The organism is Mobiluncus curtisii ATCC 43063, assembly GCF_000196535.1.
Taxonomy (GTDB): Bacteria; Actinomycetota; Actinomycetes; order Actinomycetales; family Actinomycetaceae; genus Mobiluncus; species Mobiluncus curtisii.
On sequence record NC_014246.1, the window covers coordinates 420954 to 446356 of the forward strand.

A 25403-nucleotide genomic window follows, 5' to 3' on the forward strand; every position below is an offset into this window, starting at 1 on the left:
ATCAGATTTAACTATTCTAAACAAAATTCACTGAATTCTACAATAATCTCAGGATTCACTTTAGTAACAGTAGTAACATTTGTACGCACAATTATCGCTGCTTTTATCAACTACCCAACCAAAAAAAGTTCCCCTCCCGCACAAACGCAAGAGGGGAACCTTGTGAAAAATAAAAGAATTATTCCGTGGGAGTCGTCTTGGCGACTGCCATCAGAAACTCGGCATTGTTCTGGGTATCCTTCAGCTTCTGGAGTACCACTCCCGCGGCCTGTTCCAGTTCCAGAGACGCCAGCACACGACGCAACCGCCACAGCACGCTCAGCTCCTCCTTCGTGAACAGCACCTCTTCGTGACGAGTGCCCGAAGCATTGACATCCACTGCCGGATACAGACGCTTTTCAGCCAGTTCACGAGACAAACGCAGCTCCATATTGCCGGTACCTTTGAATTCCTCAAAGATAACTTCGTCCATCTTGGAGCCGGTTTCGACCAAGGCTGTAGCAATAATCGTCAAGGAACCGCCGTTTTCAACATTGCGGGCAGCCCCAAAAAAACGCTTGGGCGGATACAGCGCCGACGCGTCCACACCGCCGGAGAGAATCCGACCCGAAGCCGGGGCGGCAAGGTTATAAGCACGCCCCAAACGGGTGATGGAATCCAGCAATACCACGACATCGCCACCCAACTCCACCAGGCGCTTAGCCCGCTCAATGGCGAGTTCTGCCACGGTGGTGTGCTCCGAAGCCGGGCGGTCGAAAGTCGAGGCAATAACCTCGCCCTTGACCGTGCGTTGCATATCGGTAACTTCCTCCGGACGTTCGTCCACCAGGACCACCATGATGTGAACTTCCGGGTTGTTGATGGAAATCGCGTTAGCAATCTGTTGCAAGATGATGGTCTTGCCAGCTTTTGGCGGGGACACAATCAAACCGCGCTGCCCCTTCCCGATAGGAGCCATCAAGTCAATAATCCGCGGAGCCAGCACCTTCGAAGACGTTTCCAAACGTAACTGCTCATCGGGATACAGCGGGGTGAGCTTGGAAAACTCGATTCGTTGCGAGGCTTCCTCGAGACTCTGACCGTTAATGGACTCCAGGTGCACCAAAGCGTTGTGCTTGACGCGACGTTCTTCACCTTCACGAGGCTTGCGCACGGCTCCCACTATCGCGTCGCCAGAACGCAGCCCCCACCGGCGCACCTGTCCCAAAGTCACGTAAACATCGTTGGGACCGGGCAGATACCCGGAGGTTCGCACGAAGGCGTGATTCTCTTTCACTTCCAAGATACCGGCAATGGGCAGCAATTCTTCAGGGCTAATCTCGTCGCTGCTGTTGGTATTGTCGTTGTCATCCCGATCGCGCCCGCGATTGCGGTTACGGTTCCGACCACGACGATCGTTGCGATTACGACGATCATAGTGTTCGCTGCGCTCTTCTTGAGTTTGTTCACGGCGCACGCTAGCTCCCTGAGCTACCGCCTCTAGTTGAGGATTGTTTTCGGTGACTGAATCGACATCATCGTGGTTACGGCGTTGACGCGTGGGAGTGGCTCCCAAATCACGTTCCAACGCAGCCTTTACGTCAAGAGTGGCAGCTTTTTCAGAAGTTTCATCCACGGCGGGTTCTCCTGCCGGAGCAGAAGCCCGACGATGACGACGCGCCGCACGTGCCTGGCTCGCGGAGATGGCAGCATCTTTCTCGCCGTCATGTTCAGCGACACGAGTCTGTTCCGGCGCAGCAGTCTCTGCAAGTGCGGAGGTACCGGCAGAACCTCCAGATTGCTGTTTTTCAATAATCGCTTCAATGAGTTGCGGTTTCCGAGCCTGCGAAATGCCTTTGATTTCTAGCGACTTTGCCAGTTCGCGCAGTTCCGAAAGCTTCATAGCAGCCAGTTGATTGTCGTTCACAAGTATCCTTATCTCAAAGGTAATGGGTAAAAACTCGCGCAACGTTCCAAATTACGAAGGTTCGCAAGCAGACCGACTCAAGAATACGAATCGGGGTTGGTCCGGAAGATTTCTACGGACCCGCGGCTGAGCCGTGTTGATAAAATCATACCTCCACGCTAAGGTTTCAACAAAACGAGTATCAACCTCGTCAGCGTGACCCCGTCATCACCCGGACCACACAATGGTCTATCGAGTATCGGAAGCTACCGCAGCAACGCAATTCCGGGGCACTAGGGATGTAGTTTCCGCCGCTTTGTGTTTTATTTTAACATTCAATGCTTTGCGGATTTGGATTCTCTATCTCACCCGAAAGATTTCATTTTTCAAAGAAAGGCATTCTGATGAAACGCATAATTGCGGCTGCTGCAATTTCAGCACTCACCTTGACCGGCATGACGGCCTGCACCTCACCCAGCTCTGGACCCGTGGCAGGGGGCAACGCCGCTACTGGTGACACGATAAAAATCGGTGTTAACTACGAACTTTCCGGCGCAGTCGCCACCTACGGTAAACAAAATGTGGACGGCATCGAACTGGCGTTTGCTGAAATCAACGCCAAGGGCGGCGTCAAAGGCAAAAAGATTGAAATCGTGAAATACGATTCCAAGTCAGAGCCAGCCGAAGCCACCACTTTGGCCACCAAACTGATGAGCCAGGACAAGGTCCTGACCATGATTGGTCCGGCAACCTCCGGTTCTTTCAAAGCGGTCATCCCCGCCGGTAACCAAAATAAAGTTCCGGTAATTTCCGGTTCTGCCACCGCGGATGATGTGACCGTCACCGGCGGCAAACTCCAAGAATTCGCGTTCCGCACCTGTTTCTCCGATTCCTATCAGGGCGGTGTGATGGCAAAATATGCCGCCGAAAAGTTAGGCGCCAAGACCGCAGTCATCATGGGGGACACCTCTTCAGACTATGCAAAAGGCCTGGCAAAGAACTTTCAGGAAAACTTCACCAAATCTGGTGGTTCCGTCGTCGCCGAAGAAGGCTACGTGGCCGGCGACACCGATTTCAAGGCGACCTTGACCAACATCAAGGGCAAGAATTTCGATGTGCTCTATATCCCCGGCTACTACCAGGAAGTCGGACTCATCATCAAGCAGGCACGCGAACTGGGTATCAACGCCAAGATTCTGGGAGGCGACGGCTTTGATTCCCCTACCCTACTGGAACTGGCAGGCGCCTCGGCATTGAACAACGTCTTCTTTACTTCGCACTACTCAGCGCTAGATACTTCCAACACTAAGCTCCAGAACTTTATCAAGACCTACCAGGATAAGTTCGGCGAGGAACCTTCCTCATTCAACGCCTTGGGCTACGACACGGCTTACTTCGTAGCCCAGGCGATTGGTGAAGCAAAAGAGCTGAACGGTCCAGCTATTGCCGAAGCGATGGCTCATGCCAAGGGCTTCGCTGGAGTGACCGGTTCTTTCGACATGGATCCCCAGACCCATGACCCGATTAAGACGGCGGTTGTGGTTTCCCTAAAGGACGGTGTCCAGGACTCCGCTGAGGCCTACGCCCTGAAGTAGTCGGGTATGTCCGCCGGGCGAGGTGCCCTGTTTGCCCGACTCCTCACCGGATTTGGGGCTCTCGCCCAGCGGACCTTAAGAAAGAACGTTCCTCATGGATTTGATACTGCAACAGCTGATTAACGGCCTGTCGCTGGGGAGTATCTATGCGCTTATCGCATTGGGATACACCATGGTCTACGGCATCATTCAGCTCATTAACTTCGCCCACGGCGACGTCCTGATGGTCGGGGCGTACGCCGGTTTCGCGGGAATGGTCCTGCTGCACCTCGACCCGTTCACATCCCTGCTGGCAGCAATGATTATCTGCGCAATCTTGGGGATGCTGATTGAGCGTCTGGCATACAAGCCGCTGCGCCACTCGACCCGGATTGCCGTACTGATTACCGCCATTGGTATGTCTCTGTTGATTGAGTATGTAACCATGTACTTTGTCGGAGCCGAGGCGCGCGCCTATCCCGCCCAAACCGGTTGGCTCGGAGCTAGCTACCACTTCGGTGGGGTGAACCTGTCCATGATTCAAATCATCATCGTGGTGGTTTCCGTGATTTTGATGGTTGTCCTGCAGTTCATCATTAAGAAAACTCGCATTGGGAAAGCCATGCGCGCGGTCAGTCAGGATCAAGACGCCGCCAAACTCATGGGTATCAGCGTCGATAACACGATTTCCTTCACTTTTGCTCTCGGTTCCGCTTTGGCTGGTGCCGCCGGGGTGCTGTGGGGGCTGTATTACACTTCCATCACCCCGCTAATGGGCATTATGCCGGGCTTGAAAGCCTTTGTGGCAGCTGTGTTAGGTGGCATCGGGTTGATTCCAGGCGCGTTAGTTGGCGGCTACTTGGTCGGCTTATTAGAGACAATCGTGAATTCTCTGGGGCTGTCCACATTCCGTGACGCCACGGTGTTCCTGGTGCTGATCATCGTGCTCATCTTTAAACCCGCCGGCATCCTCGGCAAGAACGTACAGGAGAAGGTCTAAGCCATGAAACCAGGAATAAAAAGTATCATTGCGCAAGCCATCATACTCGCGGTCCTCTGGGGGTTGGGTTACGCCCTCATCACGGTGGGAGTCATCGACTCTTACATCTTTAACACTATGGTCACCATCTGCGTGAACATTATCCTGGCGGTGTCGTTGAACCTGGTCACCGGGTTCACCGGGCAATTCTCCCTGGGACATGCGGGATTCATGGCGGTGGGAGCCTATTCCACCGGGCTCATTGTCACCGCAATTCCCACCTACGGCGGTTTCTTCTGGGGATTGTTCGTCGGCGGAATCTTTGCCGCCAGTATCGGTTTCCTCATTGGTCTGCCAACACTGCGTCTAAAGGGCGACTACTTGGCTATCGCCACTCTGGGTATGGCGGAAATCATTCGTGTGCTGCTGCTAAATCTGGAGTTTTCCGGAGGGGCTGCCGGGCTGTTCATTCAGCTGCAGTTCACGGACTGGAACATTCTCTTTATCCTCACTGCCGGAACTATCGTGTTGATTCGTAACTTCCTAGACTCTCGTCACGGGCACTCCTGTATCGCAATCCGCGAGGATGAAATTGCTGCTGAATCCATCGGGGTTTACTCCACAAGAATTAAGACCTTGGCTTTCGTGGTTGGTTCCTTCTTTGGAGCTGTCGGCGGCGGTTTGTACATCGGGAACTTTTTCTTTGTCAAGCCGGATTTGTTCAACTTCATGATGTCTATAAACATCCTGGTGATAGTGGTCTTGGGTGGCTTGGGCTCACTGACCGGCTCGATAATTGCGGCAATCTTGCTGGCGGTAGTCTCCACCCTGCTCCAGCCCTTCCCGGAGATTCGGATGATTCTCTACGCCTTGGTTTTGGTCATCCTCATGGTGTTCCGCCCGCAAGGACTGTTGGGCACCAAGGAACTGAACTTTAAGGTTTTTGGTCGGTTGTTGCGTAAGCCTACCGGGAAGGGCGAACCGAAACGTAGCAACGCCCTGCCCGCCCCTTCTGCTGCGAAGAAAGAAACACCCCACCTAGAGCCCAATTCGGAAGAGAAGGAAGAATCGTCGCAACGCGCTCATGCCATCTTGGACGTGCACCGTTTGACGCGACACTTCGGCGGTCTCGCTGCACTCACGGACGTTGACATGTATCTGCAGCCCGGAGAACTAATTGGACTGATTGGACCCAACGGGGCAGGCAAGACCACCGTATTCAACCTGCTGACCGGAGTTTATCCCCCCTCGTCGGGCACGGTTACTTTCCGCCCTGACCCGAAGGGTGGGGAGATCTCTATCGCCGGTCAAAAGCCCTTTGTGATTTCTCGCTGCGGCATCGCCCGTACCTTCCAAAACATCCGCTTGTTCAAGGACCTGACTGTGCTGGACAACGTGGTTTTCGCAATGGAACAGCGCGAAAAATATTCCCTCCTGGCGTCCTTTTTACATTTGCCGTCCTGGTCACGGTCGCGCCAACGCGTCCACAAAGACTCTCTGCAGCTGCTAGAAATGATGAACCTCGCTGAAAAAGCTGGTGAACATGCTCGAAACCTCTCCTACGGGGAACAGCGTCACCTCGAGATTGCTCGTGCCCTGGCGACTAACCCACAACTGCTGTTGTTGGACGAACCGGCGGCGGGGATGAATCCAGCTGAGACTGCCCAGCTCACGGCGTTGATTGCAAAACTGCGCCAGCGCTATCACCTCACCATCCTGCTCATTGAGCACGATATGTCACTGGTGATGACCATCTGCGAGCGTCTCTACGTGCTCGATCACGGCGTGGTCATCGCTTCGGGTACACCACAGGAAGTTCGTAACAATCCGAAGGTTATCGAAGCCTATCTGGGGCAGGAGGTAGAAAATGTTTGAGATTAAAGACCTCAAAGTTTCTTTCGGTGGCATCCAAGCTCTGAAAGGTATTTCCCTGCGCGTGGAAGAAGGCGAAATCGTCACCCTGATTGGCGCTAACGGAGCCGGCAAAACCACCACGTTACGCACCGCCTCCGGTCTGGAACGCCCTTTAGAAGGCTCGATTTGGCTAGACGGCGAGGAAATTACCAAGTCCTCCCCACGCTCGCGGGTACGACACGGTCTGGTACATGTTCCGGAAGGTCGCCGGGTGTTCCCCACCATGACCGTGATGGAAAACCTTGATTTGGGTGCCTATATGCGCAAAGACCGGAGCGGTACCGCCGCGGATTTAAAAATGGTGTTTGACCGTTTCCCGGTCTTGGCTGACCGGAAAAATCAGCTAGCGGGGACGCTTAGCGGGGGCGAACAGCAGATGCTCGCCATGGGGCGCGGTCTGATGGCAAAACCGCGCGTCCTACTGTTGGACGAGCCGTCGATGGGCTTGGCTCCACTGTTTGTCCAAGAAATTTTTGACATCATCGTCAAGATTAAAGAAATGGGAACTACGATTTTATTAGTAGAGCAAAATGCCAACATGGCTTTGCAGATTGCCTCGCGCGCCTACGTGATGGAGACCGGCAAGATTGTGTTGCAAGGCGACGCCGCAGAACTGCTGGCTAGCGACGAAGTTAAACATGCCTACCTGGGAGGATAACCGTGTTTGTAAAATGGAGAATGACAGCCAACCCCTTCACGATTGATTCCGGTGCCACCGTACCGGACGCTATCGAACTGATGCAGACACACGGCATCACAAAACTGCCGGTATTGCGTGACGGCAAGCTGTGTGGCGTAGTGTCACAGTTAGACCTCAACCGAGCTCTTCCCTCTGACGCGACTTCCCTGTCTTTTGGCGAAGTGGCCTACCTGTTGTCCAAACTGAAAATCTATAAAATCATGCGAAAGAATCCTCCCACCATCGCGCCCGACGCCATGCTGGAGGAAGCCGCCATCCTCATGCGCGATACTAAAGTTGAGATTCTGCCGGTCCTGGATGAGGGCAAGGTCGTGGGGGTGATTACCGAATCAGACGTCCTCGATGCGTTTATCGACATTAACGGGGCGCGAGAGCCCGGAACCCGCCTGGTCATTGAGGCTGATGACCAGCCAGGAGTGATGAGCCGCCTGGCTGGGGTCACTGAGGAGTTGGAGACCAACATTACCCATATCGCGGTGTACCGCACCGGGATGGAGAGCTCTTTTGTACTTTTGGGCGTAAACACCGTGAATACCGCCGATCTGGAAGATGCGTTCACGAAAGCCGGATTCCAGGTGCGTTACGTCCTCAGACGCTAAAACTTCGTTCATCTCCAAATCCCTCCCTACCCCGTCAATGCCTTTCTTGGCGGGGTAGGGTCTGGTTCACAAGTGCGGGGGTGCCGGTACCCGGTCGAAGTACCGAGATGAGTGGTTTCAGGAAGGTTATCTAACGATGATTCCCTGCGGCGCCACCGGCAATTCTCGCGGTTTCCAGCCCAAATGTTCGAGGTCTTGGCGCGTGGCGGGATCCAGATGGTCGAAAACTATTACCGTTGGTCCGGCACCGCTAATGGCGGCAGGAGTGCCGGCGGCGCGCAGCCGATCAACCATCTCTAAGGATTGAGGCATCCCTTCACGTCGATATTCCTGGTGCAGCCGATCCTCGGTGGCAAAAAACAGCAATTCGGGGTGTTGTGCCAAGGCTAACGGCAGCAGTGCGGCACGCCCCGCGTTAAAAGCCGCGTCTCGATGCGGAACTGATTCAGGCAGCAGCCCGCGAGCCTGCGACGTCGCTAGTTCAAATTCTGGAATCAACACGGTCAGACGCACTTGTGGGGAAACTTCAAATTGTTGCGCGTAGGCTCGCGGCGTGACCTGACCCGCACTGGGTTCCATCCAGCCCACGACGGCTCCCCCGTAGACAGCTGGAGCAGCATTGTCAGGATGACCTTCCATCTGGACGGCGAGCTGAAAAATCGCCTCGGTGTCCAAGGCTCCCGGCTCCAGCAACGCTCCGGCGGCTGCCAGACCGGAAACTAGCGCTGCGGAGGACGAACCCAGACCGCGACCGTGCGGGACCCGATTCACGCAATGCATTTCAATCCCGATTTGGGAAGCCCCCACAGATTCCAGACCAGCTCGCAGCGCCTGCACCACCATATTGGTGTCATCCTCAGGAACTTTGCCGGCGCCTTCTCCTTCCACGGTGACGTGGGTCGCCCCGGTGGTGGCTCGCACCCTAATTTCATCGCGCAGTTCGAGGGCAATTCCTAAAGCATCAAATCCCGGTCCCAGATTAGCCGAGGAGGCAGGCACACTGACCGTTACTTCGTCACGCACAAAATTCATGGCAATTCCTTAGGTTCGATGGTTTTGCGCTGGGTCGGGGGCACGACACTGACCGGGCGAGGACAGTGGTATTACAGACCGAGTTCCCGCACTGCCGCCTGCAGGCTAGGTGCAATTACGGGCGGAGTCATGTTACCTTTAGCTTCCATCGCGGTGGCAGTATCTTTCAAGCCGTTGCCGGTAAGAGTGCAAACAATGCGAACCCCACCAGGCACTTTGCCCTGCTCAGCTAATGCCAACAGACCCGCTACCGGGGCAGCGCTGGCAGGCTCACAAAACACGCCGACTTCCGCGGCAATAATGGACTGCGCTTGCATGATGGCGGCATCGCTGACGGCGGTAATCAAGCCTCCGGAGTCGTCGCGTGCTGCGGTGGCGTAGTCCCAAGACGCTGGGTTGCCAATTCGTATCGCGGTGGCGATAGTTTCCGGATTCTCAATGGGGTGTCCCGCCACGAAAGGCGCGGCTCCGTTGGCTTGAATCCCCCACATTTGCGGCAGCTTGGTGGTTTGCGGTTTCAGTTTCTGGGCGGAATCCTCGATTGAGGATGCCACTTTCCGTCCGAAATACTCGTTATATCCCATCCAATAGGCGCTGATATTTCCGGCGTTGCCCACTGGCAGGCAGTGAATATCCGGGGCATCACCAAAGGCATCGCAGATTTCAAAAGCGGCAGTTTTTTGTCCTTGCAAACGGTAAGGATTTATCGAATTGACCAAATCCACCGGGTACTTTTCCGTCAGCTCCCTGGTGATTCGCAAGCAGTCGTCAAAGTTTCCATCCACGGCAATCAGCTTGGCTCCGTGCATCACCGCCTGCGCCAGCTTACCCAGGGCAATCTTTCCAGCAGGCAAAATGACTGCGCATCCCACTCCTGCCGCGACCGAGTAAGCCGCCGCCGATGCGGAGGTGTTGCCGGTGGAAGCGCAAGCGACCATCTGCGTACCAGCTGCTTTCACCTTTGTCATGGCCATGGTCATGCCCCGGTCTTTGAATGAACCGGTGGGATTGGCGCCCTCAAATTTCACATAAACTTCGGTACCAGTGGTGTCTACACCAGCTTTATCGCTCAGGGCACCGATGCGCTGTTCCACCCGGCGCGCCCGAATCAAGGGAGTATTGCCCTCAAACAGAGTCACGACGGGGTCGCTGGGTTCCAGGGGAAGTCGATTCCGGTATTCTTCCAGCAGACCGCTCCACATCTGTGCCATGTTTGGTTGCTCCTTAATCGTGGTTTCGATAACTTCAACAGTTTTTGCCCTCGACGGTGCCGGCTTAGGCACGAAAATTCTCGAGGCTATTATTGGTCTTACTCGATGGACATCTCTGAGGCGATTTTATGCACTATTGGTGATTTCGCCAAAGCGGCAGTAATTCCATCATGCTGCGAATTCTGTGCCCGGTGGGTTGAAATGACTAACGTCGCTTCGGTGGGAACCGTCTCGGTCGGAGACTGAGTCAAAGACGCGATGGAGACTCCGCCCACAGCATAGATTTTGGCAATCTCTGCCATCATCTCAATTCGGTCGGCGACCTCCAAACGAACCTGACGGCGGGTTTCTACCCGTCCCGGTTCACAGATTGGTAGGGCCGCGTACACACTTTCGCGGGGAGCGTGCCCTCCTGAAACCAAGTGATTAGCGCCTGCCACTACATCGGACAATACCGCGGAGGCAGTGGGAGCGCCACCCGCGCCCGCCCCGTAGAACATGAGCCGACCGGCAAACTCGGTTTCTAGAACTATGGCGTTGTAGGGTCCAGTGATACTCGCTAGGGGGTGGCTCTGGGGAACCAGGGTCGGCTCCACCCCGAGGGCGATTTGTTCCTCTCCCTCCACGATGACCCTTTCGGCGCGAGCCAGCAGTTTCACCGCGTAGCCGGATTCTGTAGCCTGTTTAATGTCTTGCGCACTGACCTCGGTAATCCCTTTCACGGGGACATCTTCCAGATTCACCCGGGTGTGGAAAGCGAGGGACGCCAGGATGGCGCACTTGGCTGCCGCATCACGACCGCCCACGTCCGCGCTGGGATCCGCCTCGGCATAGCCAAGCTCTTGAGCCTGATGCAGGGCCTGTTCATATGACCAGCCATGGGTTGTCATCTGATCAAGGATGTAGTTGGTGGTGCCGTTGACGATACCTAAAACTTTGTTGATGCGATCCCCCGTCAGGGATTCCCGCAGCCCATAAACCACCGGAACCGCCCCCGCCACCGCGGCTTCAAAATACAAATTCGCGTCGGTGCGAGCAGCGGTCTCATAAAGCTCCGGACCGTACTGCGCGAGCACTGCCTTGTTGCCGGTCACCACGGTTTTACCAGCTTCTAAGGCTTTCAACATGGCACTACGCGCTGGTTCCAGACCTCCCATCAGTTCGATGACCAGGTCTGCGGAGTTGATAACTGCGTCAATATCGGTGGTCAACAGACTCTGGTCCAGCCCCTCCCGAACCTTGCTAGTGTCCCGCACTGCCACTGCGCTGAGCACGAGGTTCGCTCCCGCTCGTGCCGCAAGTTCCTGCTGTTGGTCGTGCAAGATGCGCGCAACCTGCAGCCCCACCGTACCCGCACCCAGCAACCCAATTTTGACGTCTTGTTTTTGCGCCATCGTTATCTCCCTCTCGGCGTTCCTTTACCCCTTCACTGTATCAGCAGGGTGGTCGTCTAAAAACTTGCGGTAGTGCAGGTCAAGAGGAGCCAGGTGTAACCGTGCTGGATTACCAGCCGCCAAATCCACCGTGAGTTCCTTCCTGACGTGGCGCAGCTGGGTCGAGAAAAACGGTGCCACTCACATCCGTTCGGGGGCGGTCACACCCAACAAATCCAAGCCGTTGCGCAGGACTTGACCAACAGCATTGTTCAGCGCCAGCAGCGCTGCATGTTCGGCAGTCACCGGTTCATCACCAGCGGGTGTAACACGGCGCTTACCGTACCAAGTGTGGTATGCCCCCGATAGGTTTTCCAAGTACCGCGGCACCAGATGCGTGGCATTTTCAGCTGCAGCGGTCGCCACGACGGAGGGGAATTGTGCCAAGACGCCGATAAGTGCCGCGTCTGCCGGGTCTCGGAGTTCCTCTGGCGCGAAGCCATCAGCACAAGAAACCCCATGTGCAGCAGCGTTCTTTGCCACATTCGAGGTGCGGGCATGTGCATATTGGACATAGTAAACCGGATTTTCGTTGGTATGTGAAGCTAGCACATCAAGGTCGATAGCCAACTGGGTGTCCATCGAGGAACGCACCAAAGCGTAACGAGCCGCATCAACGCCGACTGCTTCGACGAAGTCCTCCAGGGTCACGATGTCTCCCGCACGCTTACTCATACGCACCGGTTCACCGTCCTTAAACAGGTTCACCAGCTGTCCGATGATAATCTGCATGTTCACGCCGGGCTTATCACCGTAAGCAGCACACATTGCCATCATGCGCCCGACATAGCCATGATGATCGGCGCCGAGCAGGAATACGGCGCGATCCGCTCCGCGGCGACGCTTATCCTGATAGTAGGCCACGTCGGAGGCGAAATAAGAGGCGTTGCCGTCGGACTTGATAACCACGCGGTCTTTGTCATCTCCGTGTTTGGTCGTCAGCAGCCAAGTTGCGCCGTCCTTTTCGATGACCTCGCCACGTTCGCGTAAGTAATCCAATGCCTTGGTGACCGCCCCGGTCTCATAAAGGGAATTCTCGTGAAAGAACACATCGAACTCGGTGCGGAAGCCACGCAGCGATTCTTTAATCTCGTCGAACATCAACTCAACGCCGTGAGATCGGAAGTATTCCTGGGCGGCTTCATCGTCAAGGGTCGCCGGGTCTGGATCCCCCGCTGCTTTAGCTTCAGCTTGAACCTTGGCAGCAATGTCAGCGATGTATTGCCCGCCGTATCCGTCTTCGGGGGTTTCCTGACCGCGAGCCGCTGCCAGCAGGGAAATGGCAAAGCGGTCAATCTGGCTGCCGTGGTCATTAAAGTAATACTCACGAGTGACTTTTGCCCCGCTGAATTTGTACAAGCGAGCTAAGGAATCCCCTACTGCTGCCCAGCGCGCGCCGCCAATGTGCAGCGGTCCAGTCGGGTTAGCGGAAACATATTCCAGGTTGATATGAACCCCTTTGAGACCTTCACCGTGCCCGTAATCGTTACCGGAGGCGAGGATGTCAGCCACCAAAGCACCAGCCGCCCCGGCCTCCAAACGGATATTGATGAACCCCGGACCGGCGACTTCTGCTGAGGACACCCCGTCAATCTGGGCAATGGCAGAAGCAAAGATTTCCGCCAGTTCTCGGGGGTTCTTGCCTACAGATTTGCCCAGCTGCAAGGCGATATTAGTCGCCCAATCTCCGTGGTCGCGGTTCTTGGGTCGCTCCACACGCATTTTTTCGGCCAAGACGCCGTCTGCCAAAACGATATTATTTTCCGCCGCCGCAGTGCTAAGTTGCGCAATTATGCGCTGAGTTAATTCTTCTGGAGTCACCCCTCAAGCCTAACGTTTCGCCATTAGCACAGCAAAATTAGCAATTCATGAGGGGATAGAAAGTTCGAGATACTACGGTTTTGCACATGCGTCACCCCAGATTCAGCGCCCCGGATGGGATTCGAACCCATGACCTTTTGCTCCGGAGGCAAACACTCTATCCACTGAGCTACCGGGGCATACTGTAATCAGTTTCAACAGTTTACCGCTTTGTTTCCAGAAGGTAAATTTTAGCCCCCCATACCCAACATTAACAGCACCAAAAGTCCCAGGTTCAGGGCGACGATTAAGGCAGCGACCACGATGTTAATAGCCAGCAACCATTTGGGATCAGCAAAGGATCCCATGATGGTCTTTTTTGACGTATAGATGACCAGGGGTAGCAATGCGAAAGGAATTCCCAGAGACAGCAGAGCTTGGCTGAGTACCAGTGCCCAAGTGGGATTAAAGCCGAGCGCCAAAATAGCTAATCCCGGTATCAAAGTCACCACGCGCCGCGCCAGTAATGGAACGCGAACGTGGAGCAAACCTGACATAATTTCCGCCCCGGCATATGCCCCCACCGAGGTAGAAGCTAATCCTGAAGCCAGCAACCCTACCGCAAATACCGTTGCTACCCCACCGCCGAGGGCGATAGCTATGACGTGATAAGCACCCTCGATAGTGTCGGTGTCTGTCTGACCGGTTCCGGGACCGCGCAATGCAGCGGCAGCCAGCAGCACCAGGGCAATGTTGACCGAACCAGCCACCAGCAGCGCCCAGAACACATCCAGTTTTGTCGCCCGGATGAGCCTGCGCTTCTGATCATCCGGATGCTCTGAGCCGTGACGATCTTTGGTCAATGAGGAATGCAGATAAATCGCGTGGGGCATCACCGTGGCTCCCAGCATCGAGGCAGCTACCAATACTGATTCTGCATTGGGGAATGTCGGTCGCAGTCCCGCTACGGCAGCCTGCCAGGAGGGGGGAGCCACCACCAGTCCTCCCACGAATCCCAGAGTAATGACCAGGAGCAGAGCTATAATGACCCGCTCAAACACAATCTGACCGGACGTATTTTGTAAAAACAGCATCCCCAAAGACACCACACCGATTATCAATCCGCCTACCAGCAACGGGGTCCCGAACAACAGGTTAAGCGCAATAGCCCCACCAATGACTTCCGCCAAATCGGTGGCACCAGCCACGATTTCAGCTTGAATCCAAAAGGCAATCCGCCCCGGTCGTCGTAAACGGTCACCGAGGACCTGCGGGAGAGACCGACCGGTTACTATGCCAAATTTCGCACTCTCATATTGCACCAGCATGGCCATCAAGTTAGCCAGTACCAGCACCCACACCAGTGTGTATCCATAGCGTGCTCCGGCAGTAATGTTGGCGGCTACGTTGCCTGGATCCACGTAGGCGACGGCGGCCACGAAAGCCGGTCCCATCAAGGCAACCAGAGACTTTTGAGAAGTTTTTGGATTGTCGTGGAAATGCGTCATGACTACACCCTACGTAAAACTCTCAAATCACGAAATCCCCAACACGAAACACGGGGAACACGAGAGAGCTAGGCTTCGGTATCCAAGGCTCGCCCCACCGAGCCATTGCCCAGCATGGCACGCATGGAGGTGAAAGTAGCAATGCGATCATGCTGGCTCAGAGGTTGCGGACGACGCATCAGAAGCTGTTGATTTTGGGAATGCGCAGTTGTGGCAGAAGCCTGATTAATTCGCGATTCAGCCAAGGTTAAAGCAAACAGAGAGGCGGAATCAGCACCGGGTTCAATGACTTCGCCAGTGACGGATTTAATCAGGTCGCGATCACCACTAGAAAGATGGGACAACACCCACTGAGTGTGTTCATCGACAACGGTCTGGGCACCTTGCAGAGCATCACTGCTTTGGCGCTGCTTAGCGACCACGGCGGCTAAACGAACTGCCGAGCGCTGCTGTTCCATTGCCTAACCTTTCTCTGGAATTCCGCTGACATCAGTAATCTACCAGTAACTTTCTCCAGCTCCAAGGTAATTTTTAGCTTTCTCCGATATTTATTTCAGAATTCATTAAGTATCCCTTGATATTGCAACAATTTTTGCCGGCTGGCAGGAAGCTTCCTCAATGCCCGTTTTGGGCTAATGTACTAACAATATCGGTGTAAATCCCATCAACGCCAAGGGAAACTAGGCGTCGATACGAGGCAAGATCATTCACGGTCCACACATACACGGGACAGCCCAGAGCGTGCGCTGCTGCCACGAACCGCGGGGTCACGATTCTCATCCCCGGAACGCTTTCGGGTACCGCCAACGCGCAGTGAAAATCTCTGCAGAGACGCGGGACTATGCCGAAGCGGTAAAGGCGTTCTAAATAGCGTTTCTCCGCCAACCCCGACACTACGCGACGGGTGTCAGATTCGAGCCGCCGCGCTGCCCCGCTTTCCCCTTCCGAGGAAAAGATTGTTTCCCAGGGAATTTCTATACCGCGAATCTTCGGGTGGACGGGTCGGACCAAGCCAGCCGCGGCTCCCCCTAAAAGTCGCGCAATATCCCGCGCTCCCGGCAAATATCCGCACCCCGGTCCCAGGTATCGAGCCATTTTCCAAACACGCCGGGCAGAAAAGGACGCTAGAGCGAGACGCCCCAAATCCTGACGCCCCTGTAAGACGCGGAGTGCACCGGGCACGACCGCGTCGGTTTTAGCATCAATGTTCAAGTAAATGTTGGGGTATCGATCCAGGAATTCTTCCAGGCTGAAAGGCTGCTCGCCGTTAGGCAGCTGATGCCGGCACAGCTCCGCCCAGGAAACTTCGGCAATAGCGATTTCCCCGTCCGCCGCGTGCCACAGCGGGTCGTGACTAATAACGGGAACCCCGTCGGTAGTGGCGTGAATATCAGTTTCCAACCCGGAAACCGCGCTGCAAGAAACAGCCCAATCAAAGGCAGCTCGTGAATTTTCCGGAACCGGACACCCTAAAGCTGCGCTAGCAGAAACTGCCGATCCGCGGTGAGCCAAGAGTACGGGTCGACGGCGTGAAACGGGGAAGACAGCTGCGGGTCGCAAAATCAAGCGTGCTTCTAGGAACAAATCTGGTTGATGAACCTAGCGCCATGACGCTTCATCCAGCCCATAGGTTCGACGGATTCCTTGTCGGCGTTACGAATTTCAAAGTGCAAGTGCGGTCCAGTAGAGCGTCCGGTCGAACCTACCCCGGCGATGACATCTCCAGCTTTAACCTCGTCGCCCTGGTGCACGTAAATACCATTGCTATACATATGCAAATAACGGGAATAGTACACTTCTCCGTCCTGAACATGCTTGATGGTAATTACACCAGTGGAACCCTGCATTCCTGCATCCATCACAATTCCGTCAGCTACCGCATAGATATTCGTGCCGGTGGGTGCCGACAAGTCAACGCCCTCATGCAACAACCTCGTCCCGGTCACCGGGTTGACTCGCATTCCCCAGGGGGAAGTGAACGTATAGCTTCCCGCCGATAACGGCCACAGCAAAAGCTTTTCTTCCGGAGCGGCAGAAGCATCACCGTTCGCCGATCCCTGCGCCGCGCACTGTCCCAGTGCGGAGGCTTCCACCACTCGAGAACGCGAGCTGGCGGGGACCGCGTTTAAGTCGGAGTCATAATCAGTAGCGCCACTAGCTTTCGCTACGACGGAGAGCAAAGTCTGATTGGTGCTGAATTCAAAATTCGGCGAGGCGATGGACAAATTGGGGGAAACCATCCCAGATAGCGGAGCTACCACGGTAATAGCCGAAACTACGCCCAGCAATACCAAGCGCGGGGCGTTAAAAATTTGTGCTTCTTTACTGATACGCGCGGACTGAGTACGATTACGCAGTTCACGTGCTTCCCGACGGGTGCGAGGCCTTTCGGTTTCCAAGGGTCACCTTCCGACTTTGGATAACAACTAGAACTCAAGTTTATAACAACTAGATAACGATTTGCAATCAAAAGCGCTCATCAATTTTCACTTTAGTAACATTTGTTAACACGAAATGACTTTTTCCTAAAATTACCTGAAAGAATCTTGGATTTTTGGTATCAATGGTGCCGCCCGTAGCTACACGTGCTCAGAGTAAATCCCGGACTTCACCCACCAGTTCTTCCAAAATATCCTCTAAAAAGACCACTCCAATCACCGTTTCCGGATTCTCCGGATTGACCACCCCCGCCAGGTGCGTGCCTTGCTTTTGCATCACGCGCAGCGCATCCTCCACTTCCATCTGCGGCGTCACGGTAATTAACGAGCGAATCCGCCAGGGTTCCAACGGGTTCTCACGTAATCCTTTATCTACCGCAATGACATCTTTGATGTGCAAGTATCCGATAATGTTTCCGGTTTCATCAATAATCGGGATACGCGAAAACCCGGAACGCGCCATGGTTTTTTCCGCCTCTACGGGCGTGATATCCGCTGGCAACATCACCAATTGTTCCAAACCGACCATCACTCCGGACACCACTTCGGCAGAAAATTCCAGCGTCCCGGAAAGCAGACCCAGGTCGTCCTCCAAAACCCCTTCCTCGCGGGATTTTTCAACGATTGAGGACATTTCCTCGACCGTGAAACTCACCCCAACCTCATGTTGCGGTTCCAAACCAAACAACCTCACCACCGAGTTCGCAAATCGGTTCATTGCTCTAATAACCGGACGCAGTGCCCTTTCCATCGCCACCATCGGGGGGGAATAGAGCAAAATGAGGCGGGTATGGGCGGAAACCGAGGTATATTTTGGAATCATCTCCCCGGCAACCACATGCAGATACAAGACAATCAGCAGAGCCAGAAGGATAGCAAAAGAATGGGCACTGACCGGTGGCAGCCCCAGACGCAACGCTATCGGCAGCAACAGATGCGCGATAGCCGGTTCCGCCACCACTCCCAATCCGGTAGATGCCAGCGTAATTCCCAGCTGACAAACCGCCAGCATCTCGGAAACATTTTCTACCGCAATCATTGCGGAAGCTGCCCCGCGTTTCCCCTGTTTCACCAGGGGCTCAATCTCAGCTTTCCGGGAAGCCGTGAACGCGAATTCTGCACCCACAAAGAAAGCATTGATAGCCAGAAGCAACACCATAAAGATTAAAGAGACCCAATCATTCATGAGCCACCTCCGCAGAATCTACCTGCTCGTCAGGGGTCGGATTGCGGGTGATACGGACCCGGTCAATACGTCGACCGTCCATTTGCTCGACGCGTAAAAGGTATCCGTTGACCAGGACTGTCTCCCCCTGCGAGGGAACGTGTCCCAGTTCAGTCATAATCAGCCCCCCCAAGGTTTCATAGGGACCTTCATCGGGCAGTTCCACTTTGGTTTGAATCAACAGTTCATCGGGACGTATCAGCCCTGGAACCAACCACTCGTCTTCCACCGGATGATTAATCCCGGCAGCGTGCTGATCGTGTTCATCCGCGACTTCGCCCACAATTTCTTCAACCGCGTCCTCCAGGGTCACGATGCCGGAAGTACCCCCGTATTCATCGACCACTACCGCCGTTTGACTGCCCGCGTCGCGCAGCAGCACCATCAAATCCGCCAGCCCCATCGTTTCCGGGACTCTGGGAACTTCATACATTAGTGATGACGAGGTGACCACGACTTCACTGCGGCGTTCAAAAGGAACGGATACTGCCCGACGCAGATTGGCGAATCCCAGAATGTCGTCCAAACCGTTCGGTCCGACCACGGGGAAACGAGAGTGCCCAGTTTCCCGCGCTTTCTCGATGAGGTCATCTGCCGAGTCATTCTGAGACAAATAGTGCACCCGACCGCGGTCGGTCATCACATCTTTCGCTGCCAGACCAGAAATATGCACCGAACGGGTGAACAGGGAAGCGGTAGATAAATCCAATACCCCTTCCTCCGCGCTTTGGCGCACCATTGCCACGAGCTCCTGAGCTGAATGCGCGCCCGAGAGCTCTTCCACGACTTCCACGCCCATCCGATTCAACACGAAGTTTGCCGAAGACCGCAGCACCACGATGAGCGGCTTGAAAACAGAAGTGAACGCCCGCTGGGGACGCACCACGAAAGCCGCAGTTTTCAGGGGGTCCGCCAGCGCCAGGTTCTTGGGGATGAGCTCGCCAAAGACCATGGAATACAGGTTTGTGAGAATGAGGGCGACTACTGCCCCCAGCGCCGTGGCGGCAGCCAAAGCCATCCCGGTGTGTCCCAATCCGCGTGTCACCAGGTTTGCGATGGCTTTTTGAGTGGTGTAACCCACCATGATTGTGGACAGGGTAATGCCTACCTGAGTGCCGGACAACTGGGTAGACAGATTAGAGATTGAGTTTTTCACAAGGGCGGCCCGCTTGTCTCCGTTAGCCGCTCGCCCCGCAACTCTGGCAGGGTCGACCGCTAGGAAAGCAAACTCGGTGGCAACAAAAAATGCGGTAACCAAAGTCAGAATCAGTCCCACTGCCACCAACAACCAGTCAGCCACAACAGGACTCAACTGACCCACCGCCCTGGTGCACCCTCAGCAAAAACCGAGGTGGGACAATCGAATCGATACTGGTGTACCGAGGTACGGGAGGAAAACACAGGAAATCGCGAGGTGTCTTGCAGTTTAACCACCGTGCTTATTTGCCAGCCTTGGCGGCGCGGGCGATTTCGCGACGAGCCTTCAGGGAAGGCTGTCCGTTACCGTCAGCCAGAACCATTCCCAAGCCTCCCGCCAGCGAACCGCCAGCGACCAAGCCGCGCGTGTAGTCCCTGCGTTCCGCTGTGGATTTCGCTGCCCAAACTGGATTATTTACCACGCTGATGGGAAGGTTTACCACTGCCAAAATGAGGGCACAAATCCGGGGAGATTTCCCCAGGGCTAGACCCAGCGCAGTCACCGCCGTAGCAACCCCAGCCAAGCGCGACAACAATTTCGCGTCCGAAGTCAAAATGGGAGGCAGCCCCACCTTTTCTAAAGTCGGCTCCATCTTTCGAAAACGTTCCACGTGGTCGTCGGGGTTGAGCAACGCGTCGAGTCCATCATGAATGAACACCGCCGCCAGCAGCGGACGCGAGATAAAACGCAGCAAAGTCCTCATAACACTATTGTCCTCATTTTTTAGAACAGTTTGCATCTTTTCGAAACGTATTGGGCGACGCGGAATAAAAACCACCCGTTATGGTTATAACAGGCGTGGGACGAACTTTGGAAAAATCTCTCGCCAGACCCGCTCGAGCCAGGGGCGCGATAAATCGACCCCCATCTGTCTCCCCTCCGCTCTGCGCGCTAGACTGGGCACCGATGAGCGAAAAAATAAACTCTGCACCCCCGCACGAGACGCGATCCATAACGGAACAGCGCTTCGAGACGGAAGTCATGCCGTTTTTAAATCAGCTCTATTCCGGTGCCCTGCGGCTGACCCGAAATCCACATGACGCCGAGGACCTGGTCCAAGAAACCTTCTTGAAAGCCTTTCGGAGTTTCGATTCTTTTCAAGAGGGAACGAATCTGTTGGCGTGGCTCTATCGCATCATGACCAACACTTTCATTAATTCCTATCGCAAGGATCAGCGTCGCCCCCGCACGGAAACTATGGCTGAGATTACGGATTACCAGCTGTCTCAAGATGACTCCAATCGTGAATCTCGTTCCGCGGAATCTCTGGCCTTGGACCGTTTGGGCACCCAGGATATTCTCGATGCCCTCGACGCTTTGCCTGATGAATATCGCGAAGCGGTGTACCTGGCCGACGTGGAAGGTCTGGCTTACAAAGAAATCGCGGAAATCCTTGATATTCCCTCCGGGACGGTCATGTCTCGTCTGCACCGCGGGCGAGCGAAACTACGGAAAATGCTGAGGGAGCGTGTGGAAGCTGAGGTGCAAATGTCATGAATTTTAAAGAAAACTTTCCCTCCCGCACGCCGGATTCCTCCGGCTGCGGCTGTGACAGTGAGTGCGACTGCGACTGTGAAACCGTGACGCAAAATATGCGTGAAATCATGAACGGCGAGATGGACTTGCCCTTGGCGCAGCGTTTCCACGATCATCTGCGACACTGCCCGGATTGCCACGAGGAATCCTTGTGGGTGGAGCGTTACATCACCTTACTGCGCCAGTCTTGCCGGTGCGAGGCCCCAGTAGAACTGCGGGAACGTATCATGATAGAGATTCGTAAGATTGGATAGCTACGTGACACCTCCACTGCTCCCCCGCAGCCGCGGGTTTGCGGGAAGGCTGGGAATGTGTGAAAATGGGCAGGTTGATTACAAACTTCAGAAGGAGGCTGTTATGTCGAAACGCGGTCGCAAGCGTCGGGCGCGGTCCAAGAGTGCCGCTAATCACGGCAAACGCCCCAATGCTTAAAGCTTGAACGGCGGGTGCGGGTAAGTGAAAGCTTCCCGCACCCGCAGCGTTTTTATCCAGCTCGAAATACAGGGTTCCCCGGAAGCGTTCGTTTCTTCCGGGGAACTCTGTTATTGCTGTTTAGCGGGCAAAAGCACGCGACACCAGGTCGGCGGCCTGTTTCTTGTGCACAGACGCCAAGCCGGTGGAGGGGGCTGCCATCGCGGGGCGGGACACCACGCGAATGGGACGGTCACCGATGAAGGCATCCTGGTGCATCTTTAGGAAGGTCCAGACGCCCTGATTCTCCGGTTCGTCCTGTACCCATACCAGTTCAGCGTTGGGGTACTGTGCCAAAATCGGCTTCAGATCCTCGTGCAGCGGGTAGTACTGTTCCAAACGCACGATTGCGGTGGTTTTATCCCCGGTCTTGGCACGTTCGGCTGCCAGGTCGTAATACAGCCGACCAGTGCAGATCAGCACGCGGGTCACCGCATTGGGATCCAGATTTCCCTGGTCAACAATGACCCGTTGGAACCGACCGGTAGTGAAATCTTGCACCGAAGATACCGCCGCTTTCAAACGCAGCAGCTGCTTGGGGGTAAAGACCACCAGCGGGGTCCGCGGTCGACGATAAGCCTGCTCACGCAACATATGGAAATGGTTAGCCGGAGTGGAGGGCTGGACAATCCACATATTGTCTTGGGCAGCCAGACTCAACCAACGTTCGATACGCGCCGAGGAATGGTCTGGTCCCTGTCCCTCAAAACCGTGGGGCAGCAACAGCACCAGCGAGGAGTGCTGGTGCCATTTCTGTTGCGCCGAACAGATGAACTCGTCAATCATAGTTTGACCGCCGAATGAGAAGTCGCCGAACTGTGCTTCCCAGATGGTGAGAGCTTCCGGGCGCTCCACCGAATAGCCGTACTCAAAGCCCATCGGCGCGTACTCGGACAAGGATGAGTCATAAATCATGAACTTGCCCTGTTTGTCGCTTAAGAATTCCAGTGGGGTCCATTCCTCACCGGTGGAGAAATCGTGAGCAACTGCATGACGCTGCACGAAAGTCGCCCGACGAGCGTCTTCACCGGACATGCGGATGGGGGCGCCCTCCATCAGAATCGACCCGAACGCCAATAACTCACCAAAGCCCCAATCAATGTTGCCTTCACGAGACATCCGCTGACGCTTTTCGTAGAGCTTTTTAATCTTGGGATGCATGTTGAATCCTTCAGGGTAATCCACATGGGCATCCCCGATGGCTTCCACTACATACTGCGGAATGGCTGAGGTCCAAGCAATCATGTCATCAGACTGATCCGTCTGCGCAGCGGGCAGGTTCCAATCCCAGTCATTTCCGCCCTGTTCACCCTGACGCGTCGGGGTATAGCCCTTTTCCTTAGTCTCTTCAAAAATCTTTTCCAGCTTCTGATGGTAATCCTCTACCGCCGCTTGGGCTTCCGCATCTGAGAGATCGCCACGACCAATCAGGTTGTTAATGTAAACCGTGCGGGTAGTCGGATGGGAATCAATCAGGTGGTACATCACCGGCTGAGTCATTGACGGATCATCGCCCTCGTTATGTCCGCGGCGACGGTAACAAATCAGGTCAATAATGACATCCTTGTGGAACTTTTGCTGGAAACGGTAAGCCAAACCAGCCACCCGCGTGACCATCTCTGGATCATCAGCGTTCACGTGGAAAATTGGCACTTGCAAGCCCTTAGCCAAATCCGTGCAATAGTTCGTGGAACGGGCATTGGTCGGGGAAGTCGTGAAACCAATTTGGTTATTCACAATGATGTGTACCGTCCCGCCAGTGGTGTAAGCCTTAAGCTGACTCATGTTCAGAGTCTCATAGACGACTCCCTGACCGATGAAAGCCGCATCACCGTGAATCAGCACGGGCAGGTAACCGTAGTCGCCTTCGATACCGACTTTATCCTGCTGCGCTCGAACAATGCCCTGGACCACCGGGTCTACAGCCTCTAGGTGGGAGGGGTTAGCCGCAATATAGACGCTGGTGGTCTTGCCTTCATAGGACTCGTAGATAGACTCGGTGCCCAAGTGATATTTCACGTCCCCGGAACCTTGCACCGAACCAGGGTTCATGTTGCCTTCGAACTCGGCGAAAATCTGGTTGTTGGTTTTGCCGGCCACATTCACCAGCATGTTCAACCGTCCACGGTGTGCCATCCCGATGGTCACCCCTGCCAAGCCATCATGGGCAGCATCGTCCATGATTCTCAGCATCAGGGGAATCAGGGATTCACCGCCTTCCAAGCTGAAGCGCTTTTGACCCACATACTTGGTCTGCAAAAAGTCCTCAAAAGCCTGCGCCGCATTCAAGCGGTTCATGATGGCGTGACGGACTTCTTTGCTGGGCGGCTCATAAGGTTGCTCAATTTCTTGTTGCATCCACGCGCGCTGTTCGGGGTCCTGGATATGCATATATTCAATGCCCGCGGTACGGGTGTAGGTATCGCGCATTTGGGTCAAAATGTCGCGCAGCTTCATGCTGACATTGTGCTTGCCACCCAGTCTTCCCACCGGGAAATAGAGATCCAAATCCCAGATGGAAAGCCCATAGGCATCGAGTTTCAAATCTGGGTGCCGACGGACCCGATAATCCAGGGGATCCACATCCGCAATCAAGTGTCCGCGGGAACGGTAAGCGTGAATAAACCGTGCAATCCGCGTGTCTTTGGACAGTTCCCCTTCTCCGGTGTACTCGTTGTTACGCGCCCAGCTGAAAGGCTCATAAGGAACTTTCATGGAATCAAAGACGCGCTCATAGAATCCATCCTCGCCTTTGAGCTTCTTTTCGATTACTCCCAGGAAAGTGCCGGACAAAGCTCCCTGGATGACTCGGTGATCATAGGTGGAGGACATGTGCATAATCTTGCCAACCCCGGCTTGAGCCAACTGTTCTTCGGAAGCCCCGGCCCATTCTGCCGGATAATTTGTCGCTCCCACCCCGATGATGCAACCTTGCCCCTGCACCAAACGAGGCGATGACATGAGGGTTCCCAGAGTCCCCGGATTTGTCAGTGTCACCGTGCAACCGGAATAATCTTCCATTCCCAGTTTGCCGTCACGAGCTTTTTTCACGAGTTCTTCGTAAGCGCGGACGAATTCTTCAAAAGAGAGGGTGTCGGCGTTGTGCACGACAGGCGTGACCAACAGTCGCGAACCGTCGTCTTTGGGCAGGTCAATTGCCAGCCCGAAACCAACGTGAGCGAAATGGTCAACGTAAGGTTTACCGTCTTCCAGGCGATAACGCACATTGACATCGGGAGTTTCCACCAGAGCTTCCACGATGGCGTAGCCAATCAAGTGAGTAAAGGACACTTTACCGCCACGGGTCCGCTTCAGGTGGTCATTAATTTGGGCACGGTTCTCAATCAACACTTTCGCCGGAATCTGGCGGTAAGACGTCGCTGTCGGCACGGACAGCGACGCATCCATATTTTTCACAATTGCGGCGGAGATGCCCTTCAACCGTTCTGAATGATCCTCCCCCTTAACGACGGACTTTGCCGCATCATAGTGCTGCTTTGCCACCATTGCGGCATAGGGAGAAGTCGGTGGGTGTACCACCGAACGTGGCAGCGGAGGTCGGTCGGAGTGCTGGGCATCAAGTCCGGCAGGTCGGGATTCTTTACTGTGTTTTGTGATTTCGTTGCTATGCGTGAGTTCGGAGCAGGCGCTGGCAGCTGCTCCCGGCAGCAATCCCAAGCTTTCCATCTGTTGAAAATACGATTGCCATTCGAGAGGAACTGAATTTTTATCGGCAAGGTATTGGGCGTGAAGCTGTGCGATGACTTCTTCGGAGGGTGAATTATTCGACGACTGTGTCTGGGCCACTATATTTTTCCCTTTCAAGGTCATTGGAAATGTTTTTCCATGGTGCTCCTAATTTAGGACTTTTAGCCTAGAGATTTCACCTTATTTTTCAGA

Annotated in this window: 22 protein-coding genes and 1 tRNA gene; 8 read left to right on the forward strand and 15 right to left on the reverse strand. The window is 54.8% G+C overall.

Features of this window, described 5'->3' with window-relative positions; translation table 11 throughout:
- Positions 1 to 178 precede the first annotated feature (178 nt).
- Entirely contained in the window at positions 179 to 1948 is a 1770-nt protein-coding gene (gene rho, locus HMPREF0573_RS01805) for a transcription termination factor Rho (protein WP_013188726.1), read from the reverse strand.
- Between the two features lie 341 nt (positions 1949 to 2289).
- Here rho and HMPREF0573_RS01810 point away from each other — a divergent pair, with 341 nt between their 5' ends.
- From HMPREF0573_RS01810 to HMPREF0573_RS01830, 5 genes are all read left to right on the forward strand, one after another.
- Entirely contained in the window at positions 2290 to 3480 is a 1191-nt protein-coding gene (locus tag HMPREF0573_RS01810) for an ABC transporter substrate-binding protein (RefSeq protein ID WP_041797875.1), read from the forward strand.
- A gap of 94 nt (positions 3481 to 3574) precedes the next feature.
- A complete protein-coding gene (locus HMPREF0573_RS01815) occupies positions 3575 to 4459 on the forward strand; it encodes a branched-chain amino acid ABC transporter permease (RefSeq protein WP_013188728.1) in 885 nt (294 codons plus the stop codon).
- Positions 4460 to 4462: 3 nt separating this feature from the next.
- Positions 4463 to 6313, forward strand: coding sequence for a branched-chain amino acid ABC transporter ATP-binding protein/permease (locus HMPREF0573_RS01820; RefSeq protein ID WP_013188729.1), 1851 nt, complete (start codon positions 4463 to 4465; stop codon positions 6311 to 6313).
- The gene (locus HMPREF0573_RS01825) at positions 6306 to 7010 is read left to right on the forward strand and encodes an ABC transporter ATP-binding protein (RefSeq protein ID WP_004008380.1); all 705 of its coding nucleotides are present in this window, start codon (positions 6306 to 6308) and stop codon (positions 7008 to 7010) included. The genes HMPREF0573_RS01820 and HMPREF0573_RS01825 overlap by 8 nt, the downstream gene beginning before the upstream one ends.
- A 20-nt stretch (positions 7011 to 7030) precedes the next feature.
- Positions 7031 to 7651: a CBS and ACT domain-containing protein gene (locus tag HMPREF0573_RS01830; RefSeq protein ID WP_013188730.1), complete on the forward strand. Its 621-nt coding sequence runs from the start codon at positions 7031 to 7033 to the stop codon at positions 7649 to 7651.
- A gap of 126 nt (positions 7652 to 7777) precedes the next feature.
- Here the strand turns inward: HMPREF0573_RS01830 and thrB are convergent, their stop codons facing one another.
- The 13 genes from thrB to HMPREF0573_RS01890 all read right to left on the reverse strand — a co-directional run bounded on the left by thrB (position 7778) and on the right by HMPREF0573_RS01890 (position 20235).
- Complete coding sequence (gene thrB / locus HMPREF0573_RS01835) at positions 7778 to 8683, reverse strand: homoserine kinase (protein WP_004010296.1); 906 nt, start codon at positions 8681 to 8683, stop codon at positions 7778 to 7780.
- A 71-nt stretch (positions 8684 to 8754) separates the two neighbouring features.
- Positions 8755 to 9894: a threonine synthase gene (gene thrC / locus HMPREF0573_RS01840; RefSeq protein ID WP_041797878.1), complete on the reverse strand. Its 1140-nt coding sequence runs from the start codon at positions 9892 to 9894 to the stop codon at positions 8755 to 8757.
- A gap of 98 nt (positions 9895 to 9992) precedes the next feature.
- Entirely contained in the window at positions 9993 to 11288 is a 1296-nt protein-coding gene (locus HMPREF0573_RS01845) for a homoserine dehydrogenase (RefSeq protein ID WP_013188732.1), read from the reverse strand.
- Between the two features lie 24 nt (positions 11289 to 11312).
- Positions 11313 to 11468 (reverse strand): hypothetical protein, encoded by a 156-nt coding sequence (locus HMPREF0573_RS09765; RefSeq protein ID WP_013188733.1) that lies wholly within the window; start codon positions 11466 to 11468, stop codon positions 11313 to 11315.
- Positions 11469 to 13148, reverse strand: a complete 1680-nt coding sequence (gene argS, locus HMPREF0573_RS01850) for an arginine--tRNA ligase (protein ID WP_004008386.1) — start codon at positions 13146 to 13148, stop codon at positions 11469 to 11471.
- Between the two features lie 106 nt (positions 13149 to 13254).
- Positions 13255 to 13327, reverse strand: a tRNA-Arg gene (locus HMPREF0573_RS01855).
- Between the two features lie 51 nt (positions 13328 to 13378).
- Positions 13379 to 14635, reverse strand: a complete 1257-nt coding sequence (locus tag HMPREF0573_RS01860) for an Nramp family divalent metal transporter (protein ID WP_004008387.1) — start codon at positions 14633 to 14635, stop codon at positions 13379 to 13381.
- 68 nt (positions 14636 to 14703) lie between these two features.
- Positions 14704 to 15093, reverse strand: coding sequence for a hypothetical protein (locus HMPREF0573_RS01865; protein WP_004008388.1), 390 nt, complete (start codon positions 15091 to 15093; stop codon positions 14704 to 14706).
- A 157-nt stretch (positions 15094 to 15250) separates the two neighbouring features.
- Positions 15251 to 16219, reverse strand: a complete 969-nt coding sequence (locus HMPREF0573_RS01870; protein ID WP_036324083.1) for a glycerophosphodiester phosphodiesterase family protein — start codon at positions 16217 to 16219, stop codon at positions 15251 to 15253.
- Positions 16210 to 17034 carry a M23 family metallopeptidase gene (locus HMPREF0573_RS01875; RefSeq protein ID WP_004008390.1) on the reverse strand — a complete coding sequence of 275 codons (825 nt, stop codon included), beginning with the start codon at positions 17032 to 17034 and terminating at the stop codon, positions 16210 to 16212. Before HMPREF0573_RS01875 ends, HMPREF0573_RS01870 begins: the two co-directional genes overlap by 10 nt.
- A 190-nt stretch (positions 17035 to 17224) precedes the next feature.
- Entirely contained in the window at positions 17225 to 18259 is a 1035-nt protein-coding gene (locus tag HMPREF0573_RS01880) for a hemolysin family protein (protein WP_013188736.1), read from the reverse strand.
- On the reverse strand, positions 18252 to 19619 hold the full coding sequence (locus HMPREF0573_RS01885; RefSeq protein ID WP_013188737.1) for a hemolysin family protein: 1368 nt from the start codon (positions 19617 to 19619) through the stop codon (positions 18252 to 18254). Before HMPREF0573_RS01885 ends, HMPREF0573_RS01880 begins: the two co-directional genes overlap by 8 nt.
- 118 nt (positions 19620 to 19737) lie before the next feature.
- Positions 19738 to 20235 carry a DoxX family protein gene (locus HMPREF0573_RS01890; RefSeq protein WP_013188738.1) on the reverse strand — a complete coding sequence of 166 codons (498 nt, stop codon included), beginning with the start codon at positions 20233 to 20235 and terminating at the stop codon, positions 19738 to 19740.
- A gap of 167 nt (positions 20236 to 20402) precedes the next feature.
- On the opposite strand from HMPREF0573_RS01890, the gene HMPREF0573_RS01895 reads away from it, so the two are divergent.
- From HMPREF0573_RS01895 to HMPREF0573_RS10075, 3 genes are all read left to right on the forward strand, one after another.
- Positions 20403 to 20993: a sigma-70 family RNA polymerase sigma factor gene (locus HMPREF0573_RS01895; protein WP_004008394.1), complete on the forward strand. Its 591-nt coding sequence runs from the start codon at positions 20403 to 20405 to the stop codon at positions 20991 to 20993.
- A complete protein-coding gene (locus tag HMPREF0573_RS01900; protein WP_004008395.1) occupies positions 20990 to 21286 on the forward strand; it encodes a zf-HC2 domain-containing protein in 297 nt (98 codons plus the stop codon). The genes HMPREF0573_RS01895 and HMPREF0573_RS01900 overlap by 4 nt, the downstream gene beginning before the upstream one ends.
- A 103-nt stretch (positions 21287 to 21389) precedes the next feature.
- Positions 21390 to 21464 carry a 50S ribosomal protein bL37 gene (locus tag HMPREF0573_RS10075; protein WP_370446369.1) on the forward strand — a complete coding sequence of 25 codons (75 nt, stop codon included), beginning with the start codon at positions 21390 to 21392 and terminating at the stop codon, positions 21462 to 21464.
- 120 nt (positions 21465 to 21584) lie between these two features.
- Here HMPREF0573_RS10075 and HMPREF0573_RS01905 read toward each other — a convergent pair whose 3' ends face one another.
- The gene (locus HMPREF0573_RS01905; RefSeq protein WP_013188740.1) at positions 21585 to 25334 is read right to left on the reverse strand and encodes a multifunctional oxoglutarate decarboxylase/oxoglutarate dehydrogenase thiamine pyrophosphate-binding subunit/dihydrolipoyllysine-residue succinyltransferase subunit; all 3750 of its coding nucleotides are present in this window, start codon (positions 25332 to 25334) and stop codon (positions 21585 to 21587) included.
- Positions 25335 to 25403: the final 69 nt, after the last annotated feature.